We start from the raw sequence: 25,768 nt of genomic DNA, 5'->3' as shown, positions 1-25,768 counted from the left end.
ACAAAGCCCAAAAGTGTTACATCGAAAGTGCTAAAAGCAGTGGTTTTTCAATTGTCTGTCAGTCAGTATTTTAATTTTATTTTGAACTTAATTTATCTGACGTAAAAGTTGTTGCATCTTGTTTCAGGTTAAGACATTAAATTGCTGAAAATGAATAGTTTACGACCTAAACTCGTTACAGCCATTACATCTATTCTCATGTAACAAACATGCGGCTACCAATAGCCCCTAAACAACAAAGGGCCACCCGGAGGCAGCCTTCTGAAGACAGATAATAAATAATATTAGTTGCCGGGCTCAATAATAGGAACGGCTACAACTTTATAGGTTTTAGTACCATTATCTGAAGGTAATTCCTGGTAATAGTACTGATCTGGTGATACAAAGTAGGTTTCACCATTCAAGTTTACCTTACGGGTATCAGGTGGCAGCGTAGTAACTATCTCACCTACGTTAGCTTCGGGTATGGTAGGAGGGAGTACCTCATTGTATCCACTGCCGGTTTCCAACTGACCATCTTTACCTACCACTTCATACACCATACTGCCGTCGTCGCGGGTAACAGGTTGATAGTATACACCATTCAGCTCATAGTACTGCTCGCCGTTGATAGTGATCGGCTCAGCGCCATCAGGCAATTGAGTAAGCGCGGCACCCAATGGTGGTTCAACAACAGTGTACTGGTTATTATTATACTGATAGAAGTAGCCACCGCTCATGTAAAACTGTGAGCCACCCCAGTAAAACGGATAATAACCGTAAGGCAATACGCCTATGCTAAAACCAAGGCGTGGATAATACAAACTGCTGTAAAAACCACGGTTAAAATAAAAACCGCCGTAGCGTCCCCAAGGGCCATAAACGTTTCCGTAGTAGCGGTTACCGCCATAGTAACGGTTGCCATACACTACCCGACCAGGGTAATAACGGTTCCCTCTGTAAAAACCACCGCTGCCTGTGGTAAGGTTAGGGCTTGTGGTACCACGCCTTGTGTTACCATAAAAGCTGTTATTGGCACGTGGCGAAACACCATTAGGCTGACGGCTGCCCATGTTACCACCAAATAATCCACGGCGCGCGTCAGAAGACATGTTGTTAGAACGCGGGGCTATGTTAGGCTGCTGTCCTCTTGACATATCGCGGTTAAAGCCACCATCCATCCCTCTGCGTCCCCCTGAGAAATCGCCACCGTTTGATCGAGGTGCGGGTGCCGAAAAACCACCGCCACGGCTAAAGCCGCCGCCGCCCCCTCCACCGCCACGTGAGAAGCCGCCACCGCCGCCACCACCACCAACACCACGGCGTTGAGCATCTGCAGGTTGAGCCAATGCCACACACAACAAGCCGCTAAAAACGGCCATTGCTACATATTGAGATATCCTTTTCATAATTGTTTAAAAATTTCAAAGCCGGCAGCAAAGCTGCCATATACTATAGACTATGAAATGCAAAACGGTTTAATTGGTTATAAATTATTTTTATAAAACATTACAGCCTTCACTGATGGTTTTACCTGATCAGTAAAGAAGAAAATGTGTTAATTAAAAGTTAGGATAAAATGACTACAATTAATAAAATGTTACATTTTCCTAATACGCAAATTATTAACCGGTTTGTATAATCTCTTTCTAAAAATTAATATAAACATAGGTATGTATTTGTAGTTAATTTGCTGAAAATAAAATATTTATCTATTTAATTGACCTGCTAAATTCAGTCAAAAATCCGCTCTGTAATAATGCTGAAACTGCGCTAAAACTTCATATTTGATAATCTGCGCTTAACATTGGCTTAATGGTGTGCCGGTAATTTTGCCACCATCATTAAGTATTATGTTGAAAGCAAAAAATCTACTACTAACAGTTTTAACAACTCTTATAGTCAACTTAAGTCTTTTCGCTCAGGAAGCCGGGAAGATATCTGGTAAAATAACCGACCAAAAAACAGGTGAAACGTTAATTGGGGCTACCGTAAGTATTGACGGAACCTCAAAAGGGGCTGCTGCCGATGTTGATGGCAAGTACATTCTTTCCGGCTTAACACCGGGAAGGTATACCTTAACGGTAAAGTACATTGGTTATCAAAGTAAATCAATATCGGATGTGGAGGTGAAAGCCGGCCAGGTTACCAACCTTGACGTCATCATGTCAGAAGCGGCTACGCAGGCCCTTAATGAAGTTGTGGTTAAAGCAACTTTCCGCCAGGCATCAGTTGCATCTTTATATGCACAGCAAAAAAATGCGGTTTCTATATCAGATGGTGTATCATCAGAAGCCATCAGGCGTTCACCGGACAGGAATACTGCCGATGTTTTGAAACGCGTTAGCGGTGCAACCGTACAGGATAACAAATTTGTTGTTGTACGTGGTTTGAGCGACAGATATAACACGGCCACGCTTGATGGTGCATGGTTGCCAAGTACAGAGCCTAACCGCAAGGCGTTCTCATTTGATATTGTGCCATCTAATCTTGTTGAGGCATTAACCATAACTAAAACAGCATCGCCGGATATGCCTGGCGATTTTGCAGGTGGCTTGATAAATATAGCTACTAAAGATATCCCTGATCAAAATTTCCTGTCATTTAGTATTGGTGGCGGTTATAATACTGCTTCAACTTTTAAAAATTTTAAAAGTGGCCCACGTAACGTTACAGACTACTTTGGTTTTGATAATGGCGATAAAAAATTGGCTTCGGGAATACCAAGTTCAGCACAAATTGCTAATGGCTTAAGTCCTGAGCAAAACAGAGTTGCGTTATTGAGATTTTTACCTAAGCGTAATTTTACCATATACAACGGTACAGCTTTACCTACCCAGAACTACCAGTTTACAATAGGTAAGGTTAAAGATTTTGCAAATAGCGGTAACAGGTTGGGTGCTATATTTGCTTTAACCTACAGAAACTCTCAGAATATTCAGAACGAAGTATTACGCGACGACTATAACAACCATTACCGCGATAACGTTTACAAGTTCTCAACCAACGTAGGTGCCTTGTTTAATTTAGGTTATTCATTCGGTAAAAGCAAAATCACTTTTAAAAACGTATACAACCGTATATATGATGATCAGTTTTTGCAAAGGGCAGGTACAAATGACAACGCGACCGCTGACATAAGATATTTTGCATTTGATCTTCTTCAAAAAGCACTATTCAAATCTACACTTGAAGGTAACCACCCGGTGAGCGAGAAAGGCGCAAAAATTAACTGGAATGTAAGTTACAATAATGTACTTAATGATCAGCCAAATCAGCGTAAGATAAGCTACAATGGTCCTTTTCACGGTAATGGTCCTTTCTATGCCAACGTAACCACTTTAGGTAAAGATAATACAACGCTTTTCTCAAGGCTTAACGAGAATGATTTTTCCGGGGCATTGAACTTTACCTTACCTGTTAAAATGTTCAAACAAAATGCATCATTCAAAACAGGTTTAACTTCACTGTATCGTAACAGAACATTTAACGCGCGTTTTTTAGGTGCGGTACTTAACACCAGCAATCCGAACATTGAGCCTAATGATGTTAGGCAACTGCCTTTAGATCAGTTATTTTCGCCAGATCTGATCAATAAAGGAGCTTACAGGTTAGACGAAATCGCTTCATCAATTGACTCTTACACTGCTAATTCAACCACTAATGCGGGCTACGCTATGTTAGATAATAAGATAGGCAAAAACCTACGTTTAGTTTGGGGTGCACGTGTTGAGCAATTTAATCTGAACCTGGCTACAAAAGATAATGATCCGGCAGGTAAGGCTAAGCAAAATTATGTGGATGTATTACCATCTGCTAACTTAACCTATAGCTTAACTGAGAAAACCAACATCAGAGCTTCATATTCCCGCACACTGGCCAGACCAGAATTCAGGGAGTTGGCAAGATCTCAATATTATGATTATGAGATATTGGCTACTATAGTGGGTGATCCTAATCTGAAAAGGTCATCAATTGACAATATTGACTTACGATTGGAATTTTATCCATCGGCAGGACAGGTGCTGTCAGTATCCGGTTTTTACAAAAAGTTCAAAAACGCTATAGAAACGTATAATGATGATGCTGCTTCATCAACCCGTCAGATCAGATACTTTAACTCAAGCAAAGCGGATGTATACGGTATTGAGATGGAAGTTAGAAAATCTCTTGATTTTATAATTGAGAACGATTTCTTTAAGAATACTACAGCTTATACCAATGTGGCCATAATTAAATCAAACGCGGTTAACCCTAATGTTGGTTTAACATTTAAAGAGAAAGAGCGTCCGTTGGTTGGTCAGGCCCCTTATGTAATAAACGCTGGTTTGCAGCACACATTCCTTGACAATAAGTTTACGTTCAACGCCCTTTTTAACCGTGTAGGCCGCAGGCTTTCTGTTGCTGCTGGCGCGCAATATGAAGGCATTTGGGAAGCTCCAAGAAACGTGTTGGATATGCAATTAGGTATAAAGGTATTTAAGAACAAAGGTGAACTAAAACTAAATGCAGGCGATATATTGAATCAGAACGCTACTTTTTACTATGATATAAACAAAAACAAAAAGTACGATCCTCAAAATGGCGACTTTACACAAAGCAGCTACAAACCAGGCAGCAACTACTCGTTTACGTTTAGCTACACGCTTTAGTGTTAATCAAATGTTAACTAAACATTCAACTATTTAATATTTATTTAAATTATCTATAACATTCAGTTCAATTGCCTTGCCTTACTTTGGCGACAAGTAAACAGAAAAAAAAGAATAACGTAACATGAAAAACTTTTTATTAATGACAGTTGTGGGTGTTGGGTTGCTTTTAGCAAGCTGCTCAAAATCAAACGATGACAGTGTGATTGTTAATCCACCTGCGGCAGAATCTACAGTAACCGTTTCTGCTGACGTAACAGCTAATACAACATGGACTGCAGACAAAATATACCTTTTAAAAGGTAACATTTTTGTAACCAACAATGCAACTTTAACTATTGAGCCTGGTACAATCATTAAAGGCGACAAAGCTTCTAAAGGCGCTTTAATTATTACCCGCGGCGCAAAAATTATGGCAGTAGGTACTGTTGATAAGCCAATTGTTTTCACTTCAAATGTTGCTTCAGGTGGTCGTGCTCAAGGTGATTGGGGTGGTGTTATCCTTTTAGGTAAAGCGCCAAACAACCAAGGCCCAAGCATTTCAATTGAAGGTATTTCTGATGCTACTGATAAAGGTAAATATGGCGGTACAGACGCTGCGGATAACTCAGGTACTATGAAATATGTGCGTATTGAGTATGCAGGTATTGCACTTAGCCCGGATAACGAGATCAACGGCTTAACTTTTGGTAGCGTTGGTTCTGGTACTACTATTGATTATGTAGAAGTTTACCGCTCTGGCGACGACGCTTTTGAATGGTTTGGCGGTACTGTAAACTGTAAACACTTATTGGCTATTGACAGCTGGGATGATGATTTTGATACAGATTATGGTTTCTCTGGTAACGTTCAGTTTGGTTTAGCTCAGCGTTTAGCTGCTACCGCCGACGTATCTGGTTCAAACGGTTTTGAATCTGATAACAACAGCGCTGGCGATAACAAAGCACCTCAAACAGCTGCTGTATTTTCTAACATGACCATTTTAGGCCCACGTGAGGCAGCTTCTGGCAATCCAAGCATTAATGCTAACTTCCAGCACGCGGCTCAAATACGTCGTAATTCTTCTATCAGCATTCTTAACTCTGTTTTCTCAGGTTATGTTCAAGGTATATTCTTTGATGATCAGGCTCCTGGTGCTGGCGATGCTAACTCTTCATCAGTTAATTTAACCAGTGGTAAAGCAGTATTCGCTAACAATATCATTATCGGAACAGGATCAAACGTGATCAAAGCTACTACCACTGCAATTTTAGATGTTATCACTCCGTTTATCAACAGCGTGGCTAACAATAACACTATAAACAACAGTTTGTATGCAGGCGCTATCTATACAGATCCTTACAAATTCTCTGCCGATATAGCTTCTAATACAGCTTCTTTAAACAGACAAGGTATTCCTAACTTTACTCAGGTAAGCGGTTCAACAGCTTTAACCGGAGCAGTTTGGACAAGCGCTAAACTTAATGATGCATTTTTTGATAAAACTGGTACTTTCAGAGGTGCATTTGGAGCAACTGATTGGTCAGCTGGTTGGGCATCATATAACCCACAAGCGTTGCCTTACACCACTCCAGGTGCTGTAAAGTAATCTGAACTTAAAGTTTGATATAATAAAACAAGGCCTGTTCAATTGAGCAGGCCTTGTTGTTTTTAAACAATATTTGTATTGATTGTCCGGCTAAACCGCGGCGCTACGGTTGTATTTGTGCCGATATTCAATTGGCGATAAACCGGTGATCTTTTTAAATACGGTACGGAAAGTTTTTACATCCATATATCCTATATCATACATTACCTCATTTACATTTTTGCGGGTGTTTTCCAACTGTTTTTTTGCAGCTTCTATTTTTACACGCTGAATGTATTCGGCAGGGGTGTTGTTAGTAGCTTTTTTAAATCTGCGGGCAAAGTGCCTGGTGCCAATGGCAAAGCGGGAGGCCAGCTCATCAACCGATATCTTTTCGGTTACATTCTGCTCAATAAACTCCTGAGCTTTTCTAATAGGCTCATCTTCGTGCTTTTTCTGGCCGTTAAACATCACAAATGGTGATTGGCTTTTACGGTCAATTTCGATTGCAAAGAATTTACTGGCCATAATAGACATTTCGCGGCCGGTGTACTTTTCAATTAAATGTAGTAAGAGGTTCCAGTAGGAAGAAGCTCCACCGCTTGAATACAAGCCATCAACTTCAGTTATAATACTGCCATCAGTTAAGGTAACATCCGGAAACATTTCTCTGAAATCGTTAGCAAATAGCCAGTGTGTAGAACATTCTTTACCGTTTAATAAACCGGTGGCTGCCAATAAAAATGCGCCAATGCACAATGAAACCACCTCGGCTCCTTTATGGTGTTGCTCAACTATCCACGGAATAAAACTCTTATTCAACTCAACGGCAGCCTTTACATTGCCCGAAAGTGCAGGTATAATAATGATATCTGTTTTATTAACCTCGTTGCACAGGGCGTTTGTGTTAACAGAAAATACCCCATCGGTTAAAGGTACATGCTTATCCAAGCCAACCAGTTGAACGTTAAATGCAGGCTCACGTCCGGCGTTTTTCAAAAATTGGTTTACCGTCGTAAACATATAACGTGGGTCAACAATTGCTGCCGGAACCGCTTCGTAAGGCACTAATATGGAAACATGTTTCATACAGGTTTATTTGTGTTTCTTATCAAATTTAATAAATATGTTTTTACAAATGAGGTCGCTGTGGGGCAATAAGTCGCATAACAGCCCCAAAAATGTCCAGTTTACACACCGTTAGCGGTTACTGCTGAAGCTAAATTTGTATCATCAAACCAAAACTGATATGAAAACTAAAACCGTTAAAATTTTATACTGGGTATTTACGGCCCTGTTCGCCTTTATGATGCTGGGTTCGGCCATTCCCGATATTATTTCAATGCCTGCTGCTGTTGAAGGTATACACGGTAAACTGGGCTACCCACTTTATTTTATCCCTTTTATAGGCGTTGCCAAAGCCTTGGGTGCCATAGCTATTTTAATACCCGGCTATCCCCGTATAAAAGAGTGGGCCTACGCCGGGCTAATGTTTGATCTGATTGCTGCTACCTATTCCTTAATGTGCATCCCCAATCCTGATGCTGCCTGGTATTTTAACCTGTTACCATTGGCATTAGGAGCGTCGTCGTATATTTTTTATCATAAAAAGTTAAAGGCTACTGCTGTTTAAAAGCTCTGCATTATGCGCAAACTGGTAGCATCGGTAAACATAACGTTAGATGGTTTTATAGCCGGCCCTAATTGCGAACTGGATTGGCACTTTAGCCGCTGGACCACAGAAATGGCCGATGTGCAAACCAGCCTGCTCAGTAATGCTGATACAATATTATTGGGCCGTGTTACCTATAATGCTATGGCAGCTTACTGGCCCAATGTAAGTTCAAATGTTTCTTTTCCACGCCAGGATCTCGCTTTTGCTGATTTGATGAATAGCCGCCAAAAAGCGGTGTTCTCTAACACTATTGATGCGTTAGTTTGGCCTAATTCTTATAAAATAAGTGGGAAGTTGGATCGGGAAATATTTAAATTGAAGCAAACGCCCGGGAGGGATATTATGGTATATGGCAGCAGTAAATTAATGATTGGATTGATAAAATTGGGGTTGATAGACCATTTTGCACTTTGGGTACACCCGGTTGTATTAGGGAAAGGAAAGCCGCTTTTTAGTAAGATGAATGATGTGGTTAATATGCAACTCGTTCAGGTCCGAAAATTCAGTTCGGGGGTAGTTTTAACGCAGTATCAAACTGTGGTTTAACGAAGTCAGTACGATGTTAATACGGTTTTAACAGGAATTTTCACGCAACTAATTTCATTGGCATACTTTTTTGTTGATTACAGAAAAAGGGAATATGAAAATAGGAGTAAGATTACAAAAACTGTTAGATAAGATTTATCCGCCGGATGCAAAGATGGAATTTCAACTGGACCGTACCGACGTGGTTTTTAAAACCGATGGAGAGGGCAGGCCTGTTTTACTATTTGTTGGCAGGAAAAATGCCGATGGGCAAATTAAAGGTGAGCGCTTTGCCAGAACGCTAAAAAAGCTATCAGACGGTACCATGAAAGATCATTGGGAAAATAAAGGGCAGACAAGTTAAAGCCAGCCCTTTATTTTGTATTGCAAATGGCTACCGGCGTTTTTACCGAAGCGTTATTCGCTGCTGCTTTTGAATCATTACCACACTTGCCTAATAAAGTGTAAATAATAATGAAAATTACAATAGTTGAGAGGCAGCCACCTCCCAACTTTTTGGCGCCCCAACCGGCAATTAATACTCTGAAAAACTTATTCATCGCGGCTGGTTATCGTTAAAGTTTTGCTTAACATCATTGATGGTTTGTGTTGCAAACTCTTTTGCATCATTCATCCAACTTGGTGGGTTGTCTAAAAACTCATCTAAGATAGATGTACCGTCTTCTCTTTTTTTGGTGATATAGTTCACGCCGTAGGCTACTGCTGCGCCTACCAAGGCAAATTTGATAATGTTCATAGTGTTAATTTTTTAATATGAACAGTTTCAAATCAATTTAAGTTTTTCTCTTTTATAAAAAGAAAGCAAACAGGTGTTTTCCGAAGTTATTACTGCAAATCTGCCTGCGCTTGTCGGGTTCCAGCTTTGTAGTATAGCTCGGCAAGTGTTTTTTGGTAGCCTGCTATCATGCTTTCGCGTTTAATTTTCATGTCGATAAGCTTACTTTCCCTGCTGTTGATGAGGAAGAGCGTGCTCTCACCTAACTCAAATTTTTGCATTTCGCCGGTTAATAAAAATTGTTGATTATTGATGCTTTGTACCTGAACGCTCAATTGAGATTTGTAGGCGCTTAGACTGTTGTATGATGTTACAATTTCGTTGTTGATCTCGCGTCCGGATTGTTGAAGATCGTAACTCAGTTGTTGTTGTTTAATTTTTACTTCCCTTAACTTACCGCGCTCAGCCCGCAAAAACAATGGAAAGGCAAACTCCACTCCAAACTTGTAGTTGCTCCAGTTAAAATCATAATAACTCGGTACGTATTGTGTAAAGTCTCTGCGCGTTGATATTAATGAACCGGTTACGTTTATTTTAGGCTTAAGCATTTCCTGGCGGTAGCGGCGCTCTATGTCTAACTGCGTGCCTTTAGCTCTTAATTTTACCAGTTCCGGGTGTTGTCTTCCGGCTTGCCCGAGCAAGGTATCAAGCACCATAGCACCGGGAAGCATCACGTTCTCGTTTACCGTTTGCGGTACCGCATTTTTTGGCAATTCGAGCGGTTGGCTCTGCTCGTTCCACAAATGATTGGAGAGCACCAGCATAGCGTTTTGCATTTCTATGGCGCTTTTTGCTAACTGTATCTGCCGTTCCTGCAAGGTTATCTGTGCCTCAACCGAATCAATAGGTGGTTTATCTCCTAAAAGCGTTTGCGCGCTTAACGCCTTAAAGCGTTTACTTGCCAAATCAACCCCTTCTTTTACCAGTGCGTATTCACGATACGAATAATACCAGGTCCAATAATCTTTAACAGCGGTATACCAAACGCTGTTAATTTGTTTCACCTTATCGGCTTCGGCATAGGTAAGCATGGCTTGTGCCTGCCAAAGTGTGCTTCTTCGCGCATCTATCAGCAAACCCTGGCCAAGCGGAATACTTAAGCCTACGGCTGCAAGGCCGTCTGTGCCGGTTCGGTTCTCCCTGCCGGTGTATGTACCTACGTTACGGTCATAGCCAACTTTCAGGTCAGCGCCCGCTATATACAAAGGAACTTTAAGTTCATTGCTCCAGTTGTTGTAGTATTCGGTGCCGCCAAATAACTTGCGGGCAAAGCTGCTTTTTAATGCCGGATCAAAATATCCTAATGATTGCATTACGTTGGCCTTTGCCGCTTCGCTTAAAAGCGCGGCTTGTTTGACTATAGGGTGGCCCCTGAACACAATTCCTTCAAGGTCCTCAAGCGAAAATACTTTATCGGTATCAGCAGGTGCGGTTGTTTGGGCCGAGGCGCTGTTTAAACAAGCTGCCAGCCCTAATAACAGTGCGGCTATATACCCTTTCCATCTCAACATCATGCTCATTGTTAAATCTTATTTTTTACCATCAGTAATTTTATCAGACGGCTCTTTTTCTAAACTTGGCGGGAAACCATTTAACTGGCGCCATATTTCATACCACAGCGGCACAGAGCGTAATATAATACGACCGTACACGCCCGAACCTTGCCTAAGCTGGTGCGGCCATGGCTCATCTTTTGCCGGAATAGGTTCTGTTGGCTTTACTAACACGCGGTACTTACCTCCGTTGCTGCTCACACGGTCAATGGCCCATATTTTGCCTGCAAAGGTGCCAACAGCTACAGATGGCCAGCCCGAAAACTGTAATGATGGCCAGCCCTCAAACTGCAGGCGTACATCGCTTGTATCTAAAATAAGCGGTACATCCATCGCATCTACGTAAAGTTCTGCCGCCACCTGTGGATCTTTAGGCTGTAATGTAACTACTGATTCACCCTCTTTGATATTCTCGCCTATACCCGCTTTTAGGGTTTTTACAACAAAGCCATCCTGTGGCGCGCGCACAACATATAGCCCGCGACGGACCGAAATATTAGATATGTCATTACGCAGCTTGGCAATATCTCCCCGTGCGCTTGCGCGGCTTGACAAAGCCGAACTCATATCTGACTGTGCTTTAGCCAATGATTCCTGATATTTGGCCCTGATGTTATCCAAGTCTATGCGGGCATTAAGCAGGCCTTGTTTGGAGTTGTTAAGCTTATTTTGTTGAGTAACAACCTTGGCTTTGTCTTCCTGCAATTTAAGGCGGCGGGTCTCAATATCCGTAAGCGAGAACAGGCCATTTTTATAACCTGCCTCATAACGTTGTAACCGCGCTTTTGATGTTTCATAAAAATTCTCAACAGCTACAAGCTCCGCACTATCTATACCAACATAGTTCTCCGCCTGCTTTACTTTGTTTTCGGCTGCCGAAAGTTGGAAACGTAACCCGGCTGTAAGCGCGCTTATCTGGGCGTTTGTGGCTTCCATTTTTTGAATGGCCGCTTCTTCACTGCCTTTTTTTGCATCTAACTGTTCGTTTAAACGTTCTGGCAGTTCGGGGTCAAAGTAAGATTGACTGGTTTCAGAAATTACTAAAATAGTGTCACCTTTCTTAACCTCTTGTCCGTCTTTTACGGCCCAGCGCTCGATGCGGCCGCCAATTTGGTTTTGAACAGTTTGAGGCCTGTCTTCCGGACTCAAGGCTGTAACCGTACCGCGCCCAGGTATGGTTTGGCGCCATGGCAGCAAAAGTATAATGATGAATACAACCAAAAATATGGTCATGATACGGCCCAGCAAATGCGAGCCTTTTACATCCATTATTTCGCGGTTGGAAAGTGATGCCAGGCTTTCCATATGCATATTATGCATTCTGCTTTTTGACATTTTACTCATGTTGCTTTTCCTCCCATAACTCAAGGTCTGTTACGGCCGCCAGCTTTTCACTGCCCGTAACCATATCAAAAACGGTATTCATGTTGGTCAGTAATTTTTCAACTGCATAGCTGATTTGTACAATAATTACTTCGGCAGCCACAAACTGTCCAAAAGTCATTTCGCGTTCTACAACGAAAAATGAGCCTAATAAAAGTAACGCGCCCATCAGCACGGTACGCAGCGCTACTGAACCTACTATAAGTTTTCTTAAAACACTAAAGTGTGCATTACGTGCACTAAGGTATTGAGCTGTAATTTCATCGGTTGTTTTGATGATGCTATCCATTTTTTCAGGGTTGCCTCTGTAGGCGTCCAGGTCGCCGGCAACTTCCTCCAGGCGTGCTACCAGTTCGTATTTATGTGCTGATTCATCTAAACTGGTATCTACACCCTGCTTATAATAGAGCACAATTACCCCAACAATGCTCACAATCGCCAAAAAGCCAACAGCCATAAATACCGGGTGATAGAATGATAATAATATTGCACTGAAAAAGATCTGCACTGATGCAGCTACAATGTCTATCAGTAGTTTGGTTAGGCCTTTTTGAATGGTGAGTACCTCAAAAAAACGGTTTACCAATTCGGGTGGATGTTCGCCTTTCAATTCATCTTTTTTAATGCGGGGCAGGCGGTAGGCAAACTCCATTGAAGCTTTAGTGAATATTTTTTGCTCTAAGAATTCAACCAGTGTAAACTGTCCTATCAGTAACGTACCGCCAATTACTATACCTATTAAAACTACCGCAATAAGTATATAAGTTGAACTGTACATGGCCCCGTTTGAAAGCAGGTTGAACACCGCGGTGGTGCCTAACGGCAACGTTAAACCAATAAGGCCAATAAGCATGGCGTAAATAAAAATGTAGTTAATGGTAGAACGCTCGTAGTGTAGTAAACGCGCCAGGCGTTGCCAGGGCGTTAGCGCATTTGCATGCTGGTTTTTTTTCATAAAACAGTTTAAAAACAGTTATAAATTGGTTGTAATGTGTTGTTAGTAATGCATAAGCATAAAACCTTGCATTGTTCAAATCAACTAAGTATCACATTAAATGCAGCTCCGATAGTATCGGGCTAATTAGGTGTATACTAAGATACAGAATTTGGTGGAGGGGTGAGAACCACGCGTAACGGCTCTTTAAATATGCTGAAACTATATAGGCATTTAGGGGCAGGGAGATGCTTTACCCACTGGAGTGACGAGAAAGAAAAGCTGGTTTCAAAACCTGAATATAGTTTTTTGTCTATTTTTTCAAAGCTATCCTCGCTAACATCATTGCTGTCGTCATCTGCAATATTTTCTATCATTGCAGCTTTATTTTGAGCAGAATAGTAGCTGATCAGCAGATCGCATGACTTGATAGCGAATAATGCTATCAGCATGATCTGCAATACCGACCTCAGATATCCTTTTCTAAAATAGTTGAACATTGTCACAGCGGCAAATATAACCAATAATGCTGTTTTGTGTTTTAAAAATATGTTAAAACATGCAAATCGTATGAAAAAATGACTGTTTGGAAATATTTTATTTGGTAAAAGACCTGCTATGTTAAAATTTTATTAAAAAGTGATTAGAGAAATGGGTTTAATTTGAGATTTTAACTTTTAAATCTAATTATGAATAAGAATTTTTAGTTCGGTTCGGGTGAGGGTAAAAAAGGAAAAGCCACTTTTTGAAGGTGGCTTTTTGTGCTCCCGACGAGATTCGAACTCATATCGATGGTACCGGAAACCATAATTCTATCCATTGAACTACGGGAGCAGTTTGGAGGCAAAGATATTAAAATTAGCGATGTTTTTATTTCTTGATGTACATCAAGTGGCAGGGTTATTAGCAGCTATACCTTTGTAGTGTAATAATTAAACAATCACTATTTAAAATAAAAAAGATCATGAAAAATACAATCAACGGCATACACCATATCACTGCAATAGCAGGCAATGCCAAACGCAATTTTGATTTTTATAGTAAAGTTTTGGGCTTACGTATGGTTAAAAAAACCGTAAACTTTGACGACCCTGAAACCTACCACTTTTACTATGGCGATGAATACGGTACACCGGGCACCATACTTACCTTCTTCCCTTGGGCCAATATAATGCAGGGCAGAAGAGGCGCAAGACAAGCTACCGAGATAGGTTACTCTGTGCCTGCAGGAAGTTTAGATTTCTGGCAAAAACGTTTGGAAGACAACAATGTCATCTATAACAAAGTAGCTGAGAAATTTGGTGAAAGGTACCTTACCTTTTTAGATCCGGACGGACTTAAATTTGAGTTGATAGAATCTAAAAACCAAGATAACCGCAAAGGATGGGAAACTGATGAGATAAAAGCTGAGAACGCGGTAAAAGGTTTCCATAGCATTACTATTACTACCAACAAAATGCAGCCTACTGCTGACGTATTAACCAAGGTGTTTGGCTACCGTTTACTGGAACAAAATGTTAACCGTTACCGCTTTGTAACCGATGCAGCAGACACCGCCAACATTGTTGACCTGGTTGAAGTGGCTGGCGAAGTAGCCGGACATGTAGCCGGTGGCAGCGTACATCACGTAGCCTTCAGGGTGGAGAATGAAGAAATTTTGATGCAGTTTAGAGATAAGGTACTTGCCCATGGCTTGCACATCACCGAGAAAATAGACCGTAACTATTTCTACTCATTGTACTTCCGCGAACCGGGTGGCGTGTTGTTTGAGATAGCTACTGATAACCCGGGCTTTGATGTTGACGAACCAGTGGCAGAATTGGGTAGCCACTTAAAACTGCCAGCTCAATATGAAAGCCGCAGAGACGAGATAGAAGCTGTTTTACCTAAATTAGACTAATAATGTACACACATCAAAATAACTATACAGCTGCCGGTACGCCGGCAGCTCAGGCAAAAGCCGCCCTCGTTATGCTACATGGCAGGGGCGGTTCTGCTGCCGACATTATAAGGTTGGCTAATGTATTCAACTTGAAAGATACCGCCATATATGCACCCGAAGCTACTAACAACAGCTGGTACCCATACAGCTTTATGGCACCCGAGCAACAAAACCAACCCGCACTTGATTCTGCTTTAGAGCAGATAGGCGCTTTGGTTGAAAAGATAGAGCAAGAAGGCATAGCGTCAGAGCATATTTACTTCGCGGGATTCTCGCAGGGGGCATGTTTAACACTGGAGTATGTGGCACGTAATGCAAAGCGCTACGGTGGTGCTATTGCTTACACAGGCGGACTGATAGGAGAGCGGTTAGTGACGGACAGGTACAAAGGTGATTTTAGTGGTACACCTATACTGATCACTACCGGAGACCATGACGCGCATGTGCCGTTAAAAAGAGTAGAGGAGTCGGTTGAAGTGCTGGAAGGGCTGGGCGCTAATGTTACCTTAAAAGTATATCCTGATAAGCCGCACAGCATCTGGCAGGAAGAAATTGAGCTGGCCGGCAGCGTTGTATTCAATGCCTGAACATTATTATTAAAAATGGTTTCTGCGTATAAAATACTTGTTAAAAGATTTTCCGGGTGAAACTCAAATACGAAAGCTGCTTCTTAATATGGAAGTAGCTTTTTTTGTACATTTTTTTATATATATAATTTACTTATGTATATAAAAAATAATATATTTGTTTTATGAATTCAAATATGCTGTTAAAAGGAACTTTGCAGACCATTATTTTAAAATTACTGGAAGGTAATAACCAAATGTATGGTTATGAAATAACGCAAAAAGTTAAGGAGTTAACTGCCGGAGAAATTATGCTCACTGAGGGAGCTTTGTATCCGGCTTTGCATAAAATGGAGGCAGAGGGTTTTTTAGAAACTTTTACGCAAATTGTTGATGGACGAGCACGAAAGTACTACAAACTTACCGAAGAGGGTGGTATCCAGGTAAACAATAAGCTGGATGAAGCCCGTGCGTTTATTGATCAGTTACAAAATATTTTAAACCTTAAACCGGCAACCAAATGAACATTACACAAGATGAACGCGCATGGGTAGCAGAGCGAATGAATATATACGATCTGAAGTACCAGGAGATATATGATGAGTTATTAGATCACATACTCACTGCAATAGAAAATAGACGAGCGGAGGGCAACACGTTATCAACAGATAAATTGTTTCAGCAGGTAGTTGATAATCATTTCGGAGGTTGCAGTGGTATTGAAGATCTGGCCAAAAACCAGGAAAAACTACATCGTAACTATGTCCGCGACATATTTTTTAAATACCTGAAAGGTGCTTTTAATTGGAGGACATTAATAATAGCGGTTATAGTTTTAATGGCTGCATCAACAATTGTAAATAGTAAAACATTGCATTTGGCTTTTGGTCTCTCTGTTTTTGTTTTGGCTGTATCGCCTGTTATTTACGCTTATGCTTTATTGCAGATAACTTAAAAGTTAGTAAAGGTAAAAGCTCGCTTTTTAAGGTTCATATTATTAATCAAACCGTTGTTCCGCTCATGCTGTTGCAGGTGTTTATGTACGTGCCTAACTTAATTGACGAAGCTAACGGGCATAAAGAATTCGCCAGTATAAAAAGTCTTAGCCCGGTAGCTATGGCAGCAATTTTGATATTTTTAGCTATAGTGAATTACAGTTACATAAAAGCTTGTAGGGTTTTGGTCGAGAAAAAGCTGAACACATTGGCATTGTGAACGCTCATCGTCTCAACTCTGGGGTGAATAAATGCTGAAATAGGTTCCATTGCATGTTACACAAAATGTATTTTTTTTAATCTCTTAAGGTCAGTGCGTTAATAGTAATTTGAACTTAGAAATACTGACCCTGAAGTTATTGCATATTGTTACATGGCGTTTTGATAAATACTTGAATTAAAGTGTTTATCAAGTAAACCTGTTCAAGTATTACATCTTTGTTGCTGTAACACTTAGCTTTTAGAATGGATAACCTATAGCCAAATTGAACACCAGGTTTTGGCTGCGCCACGCGCTGTTGCCAAAATCTATTTGGTTGATTACCCAACGCTGACCATCAGGCAGCCATGGTTTACGAAGTGGGAAACCCAGGTCGGTACGCAGTACCAATACACTTGCATCAAAACGTAAACCCACGCCGGCATCTACTGCAAACTCTTTAAAAAAGTTTTTACTGAATGCACCGCCCGGTAAGCCGGCCTGCGAGTTAAGGTTCCAGATGTTACCTGCATCCATAAACACAGCACCATATACTATGCTGAACAGTTTAGGGCGCCACTCTACGTTAGCTTCCAGTTTAATATCACCGGAGGCATCAGGCAAAAAGCCGGTTTTACCGCGCAACTCGTTAGGGAAATAATAAGTACCCGGACCGAATGAACGTGCCCTGAAACCGCGTAAGCTGTTGGTTCCTGCAATAAAGAATTGCTGACTGTACGGCATAATGGTGGAGTTGCCGTAAGGAAGGCCCAATCCGCCAATTAACCGTGCGGCAATGGTGCTTTTTGGTCCTAATTTGTGGTAGTACCTGAACTCATTTTCCAGTTTCACATACTGATTGAATGGCGTGCCGAAAATGGTACGCACCTTGCCCGCCAGGGTGTCTGCCCCTGTAACTAAGCCCAGTAAATTTGCCGACATGCTAACCTTGGTATTAAAGTACCAGGTGTTAGTACGGTTGGTTTCCATTGTGTTGGTATAGGTGTAACTATAGCTTGGGCCAAATGTAAGTTGCGGGTCAATAACATGCAGTAATGTTGGATTGCCGGTGCTGGTAATGCTATCGCGATACTCCTTACTTACATTCTCCGGCCTTACGTAATTAATGTTGATCACGTTAAGGTCGTGCTGGCGGTAAGGATCTGATTTCCATGAATAACCAAATGATCCGTTGAAAGAACTTAACGTATACAACTTGGTACGGTTGATCAACGTGTAGCCTAACGTAAGGTTAGTACGAGGGATGTAGGCGTTATCATTTTTAGGTTCTATCGGGCTGATAAAGCGGGGCCATGATAGCGTTGCTGTACCACCTAACTGATACACGTTATAGCCACTGTTCTGCCCGGAGATCTGTACGTCTGAACTACCAAATAAAGATATGGTTAACGTTTCTGCCGCCCTGAAAGCGTTCCGGTTTTTCCAGTTGATGCTTACCTGCGTACCGGTAAAGTTAGCTGATGTGGTACGTCCCAATACATCAAACTGTAACGACTTTTTAGGATACTTGGTAAGGAAATAATAAACGTCCAGCTTGGAAGAATCAGCAGATACATCTTCAAACTGATTTTTAACATACCTGAACGGCCCAAGGTTAATAAAACGGTTAAGGCTGTTGGTGTGTTTGGTGCGGTTGTAAGGCTCTCCCGGGTGCATCAATACCGTGTTTTTAAATACATAAGGGGTAATTGACTTGCGCGGATCGATTACTTTATACCAGGCATAGTTAATGACCGAATCTTTTTTACGGGCGGTATCAGCCAACGAATAGCTTGGATAAACAAACAGGTTGTTAATTGTGTAAACACGGCGGGCTCTGTCGGCGGTTGTGTTCTTCACCCTAACATACATATCTACCTGATGATTGGCTACCGTGCTGTCAACACGTAATATCAGGTCATCATCAGAAAAATAAAAGAACCCTTTTTCTTTTAAACGTGTATCAATACGCAGGCGTTCATTTTTGATCACATCAAGGTTATATTTATCGCCTGGTTTTAGCAGGGTCTCGTCGGCTGTAACAGCAACGGCGGTATCTAATACGCCTCCATCCTGAGGGAAAATAACCTTTCTTATCTTATACCCCGGGCCAGGCACAGCCGTAAATACCGCCTTTGCAGATTGACCTTTACTAACTGTATCGCCACTTACCTGCGATTGAAAATAGCTTACATTTTGCAAACGATTTTGCATAATGGTGCTGTTCTTTTCCAGGTCAACCGTGCTCACCAAAACAGGTGGTTCGCCAAATTTTGTGTTCAGCCAATGTTTAATGCCTTTGGTTTTAGTGGTGCGGGTTTTGTTATAGATCCATAGTTTTACGCGCAAACCTAATATAGAAGAGTTGGGTTTGGGCCTTACCAACGCTTTCAGGTCATCGGTTAAAACCGTGCGCTCATTTTTTGTGGTATTACTATCTGCAGCAATCTCCACCTTTGCGCCTGTATACAATTTCTCATTTTTAGGCAGGTATTTGGTATTGCTGCAGGCATGTAAGGCCAGCGCTAAAATTAAAAGGTATTTTAAATTTTTTGTCATAGATCAAAATTCACTTAAACGCGATTGTGAAGATGAGGGCATGTAAACTCCTCACTCAGCCTACCGCATTATTGTTGCCCGCTTCTTACGGAATCTGCTTTAACAGCTTCTCTTTTCTGAGCTTCTTCTGTGCGCTCCTCTTTGGCTTCACGCTCTTTTTTTTCTTCTTTGTATCGTTTGCGTGCTTCCCTGTCTTCCCTGCTGCGTCTAAAGATCTGAGCAAAGCGGTTATAATCAACCGTTAGGGTAAAGCCAACACCTGTTTCAATAATTTGTCCTTGTATAACCACGTATTGTTCACGACGGTAGGCGCGGAGGGTATATCTACCATCCTTACTCAACTTATAGTTTACCGAAAGATTACCTGCGATGTTAGTGGTTTTTTCGCCCTGCTGTGCACCTTCCAGGTTAAAATTGTTACCCACAGATACCGTTAGCCTGTCATCAAGGAAGCGTTTTGATAGGCCCACATTCAGGTCGGTACGGTTGGTTTCAACACCCGATGAATAATCAGCCCCGGAGTTAAGACCGAAATCCAGATCAACCCCTTGTATCAGGTCGCCTGCTAAACGGTTCAACTGGTCAGACAATAAACCGCTCACGCTGTTTCTGATCATACCATTTACACCGGTACTACCGCCCTTACTGGCCAGCGGATTCTCTCCAATAAAGTGGCCCAGTACCAATACGCCCAATACCTGTTTATTCATTTCGCTTGGCTCTTGCCTTATTTGGGCCAGCCGCGCGTTTACCGTATTCACAACCGTTTGCGATACCGTGTAAGTACTGTCAGGTAGAACAATGTCAAAACCAATAGTTGGTTTCATTAATTCGTTCCGCATGCTCAGGTTCACGTTGAAAGGCAGCTTCTGTTTGTATTGGATCTGGTTTTCAGATCCGCCTAATTGGTCGGCCACCAGGTCAATTGGCGGAACATTGGCAACATAGGTAGCGGTAAGGTCAACATTAGCACTGGTTGGGTCGCCGGTCCATGTAATGGTACTGCCTTTTTTGAAAATGAATGTACGTTTTACGGTAGCATATGAAAGGTTGTATGATCCCTCTTCAACTTCGTAGGTTCCTGTTAAGCTGGTTTTACCGCTCTTGTCAATACCGCCATTTAAGTTAGCTGATCCGCGTAAACGAACTACGTCGCCGTTGCGCTCATCAATAACAATATTAAAGTTAGCTTCTTTTTTGATGACGATGGTTGCCGAAACATCCATACCCGTAAGTTCAGATTGTTTTAATGAATCCAGCTGGCGAGCCGCCAATATGGAATCTAACTTCTGGTTACTTTCGTCAAAGAACTCAACAACACCTTTTCTGTCTTCAATGCCGGGGTCGCTGGAAGGTAATACCACGGTAAGGTCTGTTTGTTCGTTTACCGTTAAGTTAGCGTCTACGACCGGCAATGCCTGCGTTCCACGAATTTTGATCTCGGTATCTAAAAATAGTTTACCATAGTAAAGTTTGTTATCTGCACGGGTTGAGTTCATCACCCTGAAATTTTTAGCAGATATATCCAGGCCAAACCTGTAATCGGTAAATGTTTTGGTAAAAAGGCTACCCCTTATAACCGCCTTATTGTTGGTAGAATCTATCAGCGTGAAATCGTTAAAAGCTATGCCTTCTTCGTTAAAGGTTATGCGCTCGCGCGGCATTCTGAAATACGAGTTGAGCATAGATACATTGAACCCAACATTGTTAAAGTTTACATCGCCGCGTACAGCCGGGGCACTGGTATTACCTGTTATGCGCAGGGTACCGGTAATATCTCCACTGGCATTGCGTATGGACCCAAAGCTAAAGCCTTCAATACTTTTCATATTCAGCTTTACAATGGTTAGCGTCATGTCCAGGTTGCCGCTTGGTTCGGTATAATACAAACCGTTCAGGTCAACCTGGTTGCCTTTACCGGTTATGCTTACATTAGTTGCAATGGCATTGGCGCTTTGGTTATTGGCTTTTATAGCAATGTTGCCAACGGTATCGCCTTTAAAGCTAAAGTCGGCAATGTTCATATCAGCGGTAAATTGCTGCGATGCGTTAAAGTCGCTCACGCGGGCCTGTCCGTTTATTACACCGCCCACCTGTAACGAATCCTGTTGTGCTATAGTGGTAAGCGTTTCTATATGGAAGTTGCGAAAGTTAACGGTAATAGGCGAGTTCATCTCGGTAGAACTGCTGTTAACACTCAAAACCTGATCTGAATTAGTTAAATTTAAATTACGCGCATTCAAACCCTGATTACCAAATAGCAACGCATTATCAGGGTTTACGGTCCATGCTACGTAGTTAAGCAATACGCCATCATTAGCAAAGCTGAATTGATATTCGTTAGGTAGAATACTCAATGCGCCCGCTATTCTGTAGCGTTCTTTTTTATTTACATCACGCACCTGTAAATTAACGTTCAGCTTATTGTTTTGTGCCGAACCGGTAACACTTGTGTTCAGCAGATCAATTGATGGCGAAGGCTTTATTTCATCGGCAGTTAAACTATAATTAAGCGCGTTGTTGGCAGTATTTATGTTGAGCTTGGTGTTATTAATTATGCTGGTACCGTAAACTACTTTAGGTATGCTGCCGTTAACAATCAGTTCGCCCGTACTGCTGTCAAACCTGCCGGTTAGGGCTATAGGATCAAGCTGTTTCAGGTCGGGTGCAAATTGTTGCAGCAAAGGTGTTTTAACCACACGCATGGCAAACCGCATTTGTTGAGGCTGATAGCCGGGTTTGTTAGCTACAACGGTTGCTTTGCCCGTAGTGGCCAGGCCGGTATCAAAATATTTATTGATCACATCCTGCAAAGCGGTGCCTATTTGCGTAAGCTGATATTTACCGCTCATGTTAGCAGTAAGGATAGATGATTTCAGCGCCAGTGTGCTGCTGTCGGCAGTAGCTGTTGATATCAGGCTGATGGTATCCATCCTTATGCGTTGGTCTTTGTTGACTATTAGCAGATCAGAGGCTTTAATGGTTGCATTCAGATAGTCCGGATTAGCGGTTGGCACATCAGCCACAATTTTTCCGTGGATGCGCATTACATCTTTGGTAAAGCCCAGCTTTTGCAAGTCAATACTATCCAGCATAAAAGTGCCGCTTACCGCCGGATATTTTTTGTTCATGTTAGCTTTGGCATCCAGCGAGAAGGTGATATTCGGATCGCGCATGGTGGCTTTAGCTGAATAGCTTCCATTGGTGCCGGTAGCTTTTAGGTTAAGGTTTTTATAGGTATAGCCCTTTACATACGCCGATGCAACGTTACCATCCAGTACTAAACTCGCAGTTTTCGGGTCAATGCCACTTCCTTTTACTTTAGCGGTCATGGTAACCATGCCAACCGTTTGCGGCTGTTTAGTAAGCGCGCCAATATTTAACTGGTTGGCTTTAAGGTCGGCCGTGTAGGTTGCAGCTTTTTTATTGTTTAAATTTCTGACAGCCGCAACCAGATCCGCAGCGCCATAGCTTGAGCGCAGGTTAAGCCGGGTGTTGAAGCTGTTCATGCTGCCTTTAAAGTTGCCCTTTAGCGCCATTGATGGTGGTATGCTAACGTTTGGTGGTATGGTGCCTTTAGGTACAAGGCGTGCTATGTCTGAACTGGTGGTTCTGAAATCCCTGATGTTAATATCAAAATAAGCCTTATTCATATCAGGCAGACCGCGCAGCTTAGCCGAAGCAGCTATGCGGGTACTGCCAAAGCCGCTTACTTCCAGATTTGGAATGTTGAGATTATTCACCTTACCTGTTACCTGGCCATTAATGCGAATAACAGAGTTAGGCGAGCTTTTAAAGGGCTCCATGCTGCTCATGGTTGGCATCAACAGCAATACATCGCGCAGGCCAAGTTTAGAGCCATTTAAGTTGGCTTTAAGGTATAAGTCGCCTATGTTTTTGCTGATGGCATCAATAGAAGGGTAGCTCACCTGCAGTTCTTTTTGTATAACGGTTTGCGGGGTTTCTAATAACAGGTCGTTCAGGTAAGCGCTTTTGGGTCCGTATAAAAATTGGGTACGAAAGTTCTTAATAACAAGTCCGCTCTTTTCATTGAAAGTAACCTGGTTAACTTTACCGGCAATAGTATCCGGACTGTAAGCCAGATCGCTCAGATCAATGTTCAGATCGCGCAGGTGCATGTGTGCAAAGTCCATCCCTTTGCGTAGCGGAGCCTGTGCATCGTTATCAAATTTAATATCGTTACCAGTCAGTTTTATTCTGTTTAAAGATGCCCGCCAAGCCGACTTATTAGGATTTGACGCAAGCGTATCCAGCTTTTTCACCGCTTTTTCAGCAGCTTTTGCAACAGTAGTAGGCTTGGCAAAACGCAGGGCTGCGCTGGTGTTGTTCAGTTCTATATTGTTTACAACTACGTTTTGGTTTTTAAGGTCTATCTTATCCATCTCCACCAAAAACTTGCCCAGGTCAACACTGGCGTCCATCTCGTTGCTGCGGTAGTCAAGCTTTATTTTTGAAAAATCTATGGTGCCCAAACTCAGGTCGAGGTTTAGCGGCGTTACTGCTGTATCAACCGCAGCAGTTTGCGCAATGGTAGAACCGGCAGGCGTCTGAATGATGCGTGCGTTTACGTCAGACAAGTTGATGCGAGGAATGGTAAACTTCATTTTATCCAGATCAAAATCTTTGATGCGGGTATCAAAATGACCCAGATAAAACTTTACATCATTACCGGTGGTAAGGTCTTTGTAGGCTACATTGATCCTGTCTAATATCACCTTATCAACCGAAAATTTCATGGTTGAGGTGGTATCTTCGGGCTTAGGTTCTTTCTTCTGCTCACCGGCGAAAGCTTTGATAATATAATCGAAGTTAAAAACGCTGTCTTTACCGCGGTATATTTTAGTGGTGATGCCTTGCAGGTTGATCTCATTAACCTCAACCTGATTTTTAAGCAGCTTCAACATGCTGATATCAACTTTCAGCTTGTCGCCGGCTATCAGTGTATCTTTTTGTTGATCTTCAAAATAAACGTTTTCCAGCACTAATAATTTGGGAAGGCCCAAACTAATGTGTCCTATTTCAACCTTGGTGTGAATTTTATTTTGCAGGAAGGTAACGGCCTTGTTTTTTACAAAGTTCTGAACAGCAGGTACCTGTATCAAAACAACAACAAGCAATAGTAGTGTTATAATGCCTCCAATTATCCAAAGAAGTGTTTTTAAAGCTATGCGTCCAAATCGTCCCAATTTTGTGGCTATTTGTAAGGTTAAGTAAAATTGTACACACTAATAAACAAATTCCGGGTTAAAAGTTTGCTGTATTTATACTTAAAAAGCAGATTACTCAATTGATACTCCTGTTACGCTGCTTGTGTTATTCTCAGTATTTAATATTTGTTGTTTGGCTTAAATCACCATAACTCAAAACTAATATTTCATTTCACCGTTACTGTTTTCGTCATTTACTGATAAATTGCACGAAAAACAATCAATCTATGTCTGAAGCACTATATCCGTTAAAGTTCAAAACCATCTATAAAGACAAAATATGGGGTGGGCAAAAAATAAAAACTTATCTGCATAAAGATTTTGGTGATCTACCCAACTGCGGCGAAACCTGGGAAATATCGGGCGTAAAAAGTGATGTATCTGTTGTTGATGGCGGCGCGCTGAATGGGGAGTCATTGGCAGATCTGTTGGTACAATATGGTGCCGAACTGGTGGGAGAGAAGGTGTATCAGCATTTTGGCAATGAGTTTCCGTTACTGGTGAAATTTATTGATGCAAACGAGGATCTTTCTATACAGGTGCACCCTGATGATAAACTGGCTAAAGAACGTCATAACTCTTTTGGTAAAACCGAGATGTGGTATGTTATTGAGGCAGACCCGGGTTCAACGCTTATTGCGGGCTTTAACCAGGAACTTACACAAGAGAAATATCTGAAAGTATTTAACAGCGGGCGTTTAACTGATGTACTGAACAAGGAAGACGTTAAAGCGGGGGACGTTTTCTTTTTACCTGCCGGAAGGGTACACACGATAGGCAAAGGCCTGCTGATCGCGGAGATACAGCAAACATCAGATATTACTTACCGTATTTATGATTTTGATCGTGTTGACGATAAAGGCAATAAACGCGAATTGCATGTAGAGGAAGCATTAGCTGCAATTGACTATAAGTTTTATCCTGAATACAAAACCAAATATCAGCCGGCGAAGAACGAAACGGTAAGATTGGTTAAATGCCCTTACTTTACCACCAACGTTTTAGATTTTACCAAAAGCACTACAAAAGATTACAGCAGCTTAGACTCGTTTGTAATACATGTTTGTGTTGAAGGCGCTTATACCATCAAACACAACGGCGAAGCATACCCGGTTAAAATGGGTGAGTGCATGCTACTGCCAAAAACAATTGATAAAGTAGAGTTGGAAACAACTTCGGGCTTTAAAATGCTGGAAAGTTTTATAGAGTAATATT

20 protein-coding genes and 1 tRNA gene are annotated in these 25,768 nt (G+C 41.7%); 10 read left to right on the top strand and 11 right to left on the bottom strand.

Annotated elements, in window-relative coordinates:
* Window positions 1-284 precede the first annotated feature (284 nt).
* Window positions 285-1,388, bottom strand: coding sequence for a DUF6515 family protein (locus CLV57_RS14530; protein WP_157799171.1), 1,104 nt, complete (start codon window positions 1,386-1,388; stop codon window positions 285-287).
* A 444-nt stretch (window positions 1,389-1,832) separates the two neighbouring features.
* Here CLV57_RS14530 and CLV57_RS14520 point away from each other — a divergent pair, with 444 nt between their 5' ends.
* Together CLV57_RS14520 and CLV57_RS14515 are read left to right on the top strand one after the other, a co-directional pair.
* Window positions 1,833-4,631, top strand: a complete 2,799-nt coding sequence (locus CLV57_RS14520; RefSeq protein ID WP_100342106.1) for a TonB-dependent receptor — start codon at window positions 1,833-1,835, stop codon at window positions 4,629-4,631.
* A 124-nt stretch (window positions 4,632-4,755) separates the two neighbouring features.
* Window positions 4,756-6,219 (top strand): hypothetical protein, encoded by a 1,464-nt coding sequence (locus CLV57_RS14515; RefSeq protein ID WP_100342105.1) that lies wholly within the window; start codon window positions 4,756-4,758, stop codon window positions 6,217-6,219.
* Between the two features lie 90 nt (window positions 6,220-6,309).
* Here the strand turns inward: CLV57_RS14515 and CLV57_RS14510 are convergent, their stop codons facing one another.
* Window positions 6,310-7,287, bottom strand: coding sequence for a GlxA family transcriptional regulator (locus CLV57_RS14510; protein WP_100342104.1), 978 nt, complete (start codon window positions 7,285-7,287; stop codon window positions 6,310-6,312).
* 160 nt (window positions 7,288-7,447) lie between these two features.
* Here CLV57_RS14510 and CLV57_RS14505 point away from each other — a divergent pair, with 160 nt between their 5' ends.
* From CLV57_RS14505 to CLV57_RS14495, 3 genes are all read left to right on the top strand, one after another.
* On the top strand, window positions 7,448-7,831 hold the full coding sequence (locus CLV57_RS14505) for a DoxX family protein (protein ID WP_100342103.1): 384 nt from the start codon (window positions 7,448-7,450) through the stop codon (window positions 7,829-7,831).
* A 12-nt stretch (window positions 7,832-7,843) separates the two neighbouring features.
* Complete coding sequence (locus CLV57_RS14500; RefSeq protein WP_100342102.1) at window positions 7,844-8,419, top strand: dihydrofolate reductase family protein; 576 nt, start codon at window positions 7,844-7,846, stop codon at window positions 8,417-8,419.
* Window positions 8,420-8,513: 94 nt separating this feature from the next.
* Window positions 8,514-8,762 carry a hypothetical protein gene (locus CLV57_RS14495; RefSeq protein ID WP_100342101.1) on the top strand — a complete coding sequence of 83 codons (249 nt, stop codon included), beginning with the start codon at window positions 8,514-8,516 and terminating at the stop codon, window positions 8,760-8,762.
* A 10-nt stretch (window positions 8,763-8,772) separates the two neighbouring features.
* On the opposite strand, the gene CLV57_RS14490 is transcribed toward CLV57_RS14495, so the two are convergent.
* From CLV57_RS14490 to CLV57_RS14460, 7 genes are all read right to left on the bottom strand, one after another.
* On the bottom strand, window positions 8,773-8,958 hold the full coding sequence (locus CLV57_RS14490) for a hypothetical protein (protein WP_100342100.1): 186 nt from the start codon (window positions 8,956-8,958) through the stop codon (window positions 8,773-8,775).
* Window positions 8,955-9,155, bottom strand: coding sequence for a hypothetical protein (locus CLV57_RS14485; RefSeq protein ID WP_100342099.1), 201 nt, complete (start codon window positions 9,153-9,155; stop codon window positions 8,955-8,957). The genes CLV57_RS14490 and CLV57_RS14485 overlap by 4 nt, the downstream gene beginning before the upstream one ends.
* A gap of 89 nt (window positions 9,156-9,244) precedes the next feature.
* Window positions 9,245-10,714, bottom strand: coding sequence for a TolC family protein (locus CLV57_RS14480; RefSeq protein WP_245857084.1), 1,470 nt, complete (start codon window positions 10,712-10,714; stop codon window positions 9,245-9,247).
* A 9-nt stretch (window positions 10,715-10,723) separates the two neighbouring features.
* On the bottom strand, window positions 10,724-12,091 hold the full coding sequence (locus tag CLV57_RS14475; protein WP_100342098.1) for an HlyD family secretion protein: 1,368 nt from the start codon (window positions 12,089-12,091) through the stop codon (window positions 10,724-10,726).
* Window positions 12,084-13,085, bottom strand: coding sequence for an ABC transporter transmembrane domain-containing protein (locus tag CLV57_RS14470; protein WP_100342097.1), 1,002 nt, complete (start codon window positions 13,083-13,085; stop codon window positions 12,084-12,086). The genes CLV57_RS14475 and CLV57_RS14470 overlap by 8 nt, the downstream gene beginning before the upstream one ends.
* A gap of 137 nt (window positions 13,086-13,222) precedes the next feature.
* Entirely contained in the window at window positions 13,223-13,564 is a 342-nt protein-coding gene (locus tag CLV57_RS14465; RefSeq protein ID WP_100342096.1) for a hypothetical protein, read from the bottom strand.
* A gap of 262 nt (window positions 13,565-13,826) precedes the next feature.
* Window positions 13,827-13,898: transfer RNA gene (locus CLV57_RS14460), tRNA-Arg, on the bottom strand.
* A gap of 130 nt (window positions 13,899-14,028) precedes the next feature.
* On the opposite strand from CLV57_RS14460, the gene CLV57_RS14455 reads away from it, so the two are divergent.
* The 4 genes from CLV57_RS14455 (at window position 14,029) to CLV57_RS14440 (ending at window position 16,527) form a co-directional block, all read left to right on the top strand.
* Window positions 14,029-14,964: a ring-cleaving dioxygenase gene (locus tag CLV57_RS14455; protein WP_100342095.1), complete on the top strand. Its 936-nt coding sequence runs from the start codon at window positions 14,029-14,031 to the stop codon at window positions 14,962-14,964.
* Between the two features lie 2 nt (window positions 14,965-14,966).
* Window positions 14,967-15,593: an alpha/beta hydrolase gene (locus CLV57_RS14450; RefSeq protein WP_100342094.1), complete on the top strand. Its 627-nt coding sequence runs from the start codon at window positions 14,967-14,969 to the stop codon at window positions 15,591-15,593.
* A gap of 164 nt (window positions 15,594-15,757) precedes the next feature.
* Complete coding sequence (locus tag CLV57_RS14445; protein WP_100342093.1) at window positions 15,758-16,096, top strand: PadR family transcriptional regulator; 339 nt, start codon at window positions 15,758-15,760, stop codon at window positions 16,094-16,096.
* Complete coding sequence (locus tag CLV57_RS14440; protein WP_100342092.1) at window positions 16,093-16,527, top strand: hypothetical protein; 435 nt, start codon at window positions 16,093-16,095, stop codon at window positions 16,525-16,527. Before CLV57_RS14445 ends, CLV57_RS14440 begins: the two co-directional genes overlap by 4 nt.
* 500 nt (window positions 16,528-17,027) lie before the next feature.
* Here the strand turns inward: CLV57_RS14440 and tamL are convergent, their stop codons facing one another.
* Window positions 17,028-19,325, bottom strand: coding sequence for a translocation and assembly module lipoprotein TamL (gene tamL / locus CLV57_RS14430; RefSeq protein WP_100342090.1), 2,298 nt, complete (start codon window positions 19,323-19,325; stop codon window positions 17,028-17,030).
* Between the two features lie 68 nt (window positions 19,326-19,393).
* On the bottom strand, window positions 19,394-24,532 hold the full coding sequence (locus tag CLV57_RS14425) for a translocation/assembly module TamB domain-containing protein (RefSeq protein WP_100342089.1): 5,139 nt from the start codon (window positions 24,530-24,532) through the stop codon (window positions 19,394-19,396).
* A gap of 248 nt (window positions 24,533-24,780) precedes the next feature.
* Here CLV57_RS14425 and CLV57_RS14420 point away from each other — a divergent pair, with 248 nt between their 5' ends.
* Entirely contained in the window at window positions 24,781-25,764 is a 984-nt protein-coding gene (locus CLV57_RS14420) for a type I phosphomannose isomerase catalytic subunit (RefSeq protein ID WP_100342088.1), read from the top strand.
* The last annotated feature ends 4 nt before the right edge of the window (window positions 25,765-25,768 follow it).

The organism is Mucilaginibacter auburnensis, assembly GCF_002797815.1.
In the GTDB taxonomy this organism is placed as follows: domain Bacteria; phylum Bacteroidota; class Bacteroidia; order Sphingobacteriales; family Sphingobacteriaceae; genus Mucilaginibacter; species Mucilaginibacter auburnensis.
This window is presented reverse-complemented; position numbering and strand designations above follow the sequence as displayed.

Coding starts and splice junctions, on each gene's coding strand:
- CLV57_RS14530 (WP_157799171.1), bottom strand. CDS start 1,388: ATGAAAAGGATATCTCAATATGTAGCAATGGCCGTTTTTAGCGGCTTG.
- CLV57_RS14520 (WP_100342106.1), top strand. CDS start 1,833: ATGTTGAAAGCAAAAAATCTACTACTAACAGTTTTAACAACTCTTATA.
- CLV57_RS14515 (WP_100342105.1), top strand. CDS start 4,756: ATGAAAAACTTTTTATTAATGACAGTTGTGGGTGTTGGGTTGCTTTTA.
- CLV57_RS14510 (WP_100342104.1), bottom strand. CDS start 7,287: ATGAAACATGTTTCCATATTAGTGCCTTACGAAGCGGTTCCGGCAGCA.
- CLV57_RS14505 (WP_100342103.1), top strand. CDS start 7,448: ATGAAAACTAAAACCGTTAAAATTTTATACTGGGTATTTACGGCCCTG.
- CLV57_RS14500 (WP_100342102.1), top strand. CDS start 7,844: ATGCGCAAACTGGTAGCATCGGTAAACATAACGTTAGATGGTTTTATA.
- CLV57_RS14495 (WP_100342101.1), top strand. CDS start 8,514: ATGAAAATAGGAGTAAGATTACAAAAACTGTTAGATAAGATTTATCCG.
- CLV57_RS14490 (WP_100342100.1), bottom strand. CDS start 8,958: ATGAATAAGTTTTTCAGAGTATTAATTGCCGGTTGGGGCGCCAAAAAG.
- CLV57_RS14485 (WP_100342099.1), bottom strand. CDS start 9,155: ATGAACATTATCAAATTTGCCTTGGTAGGCGCAGCAGTAGCCTACGGC.
- CLV57_RS14480 (WP_245857084.1), bottom strand. CDS start 10,714: ATGAGCATGATGTTGAGATGGAAAGGGTATATAGCCGCACTGTTATTA.
- CLV57_RS14475 (WP_100342098.1), bottom strand. CDS start 12,091: ATGAGTAAAATGTCAAAAAGCAGAATGCATAATATGCATATGGAAAGC.
- CLV57_RS14470 (WP_100342097.1), bottom strand. CDS start 13,085: ATGAAAAAAAACCAGCATGCAAATGCGCTAACGCCCTGGCAACGCCTG.
- CLV57_RS14465 (WP_100342096.1), bottom strand. CDS start 13,564: ATGTTCAACTATTTTAGAAAAGGATATCTGAGGTCGGTATTGCAGATC.
- CLV57_RS14455 (WP_100342095.1), top strand. CDS start 14,029: ATGAAAAATACAATCAACGGCATACACCATATCACTGCAATAGCAGGC.
- CLV57_RS14450 (WP_100342094.1), top strand. CDS start 14,967: ATGTACACACATCAAAATAACTATACAGCTGCCGGTACGCCGGCAGCT.
- CLV57_RS14445 (WP_100342093.1), top strand. CDS start 15,758: ATGAATTCAAATATGCTGTTAAAAGGAACTTTGCAGACCATTATTTTA.
- CLV57_RS14440 (WP_100342092.1), top strand. CDS start 16,093: ATGAACATTACACAAGATGAACGCGCATGGGTAGCAGAGCGAATGAAT.
- tamL (WP_100342090.1), bottom strand. CDS start 19,325: ATGACAAAAAATTTAAAATACCTTTTAATTTTAGCGCTGGCCTTACAT.
- CLV57_RS14420 (WP_100342088.1), top strand. CDS start 24,781: ATGTCTGAAGCACTATATCCGTTAAAGTTCAAAACCATCTATAAAGAC.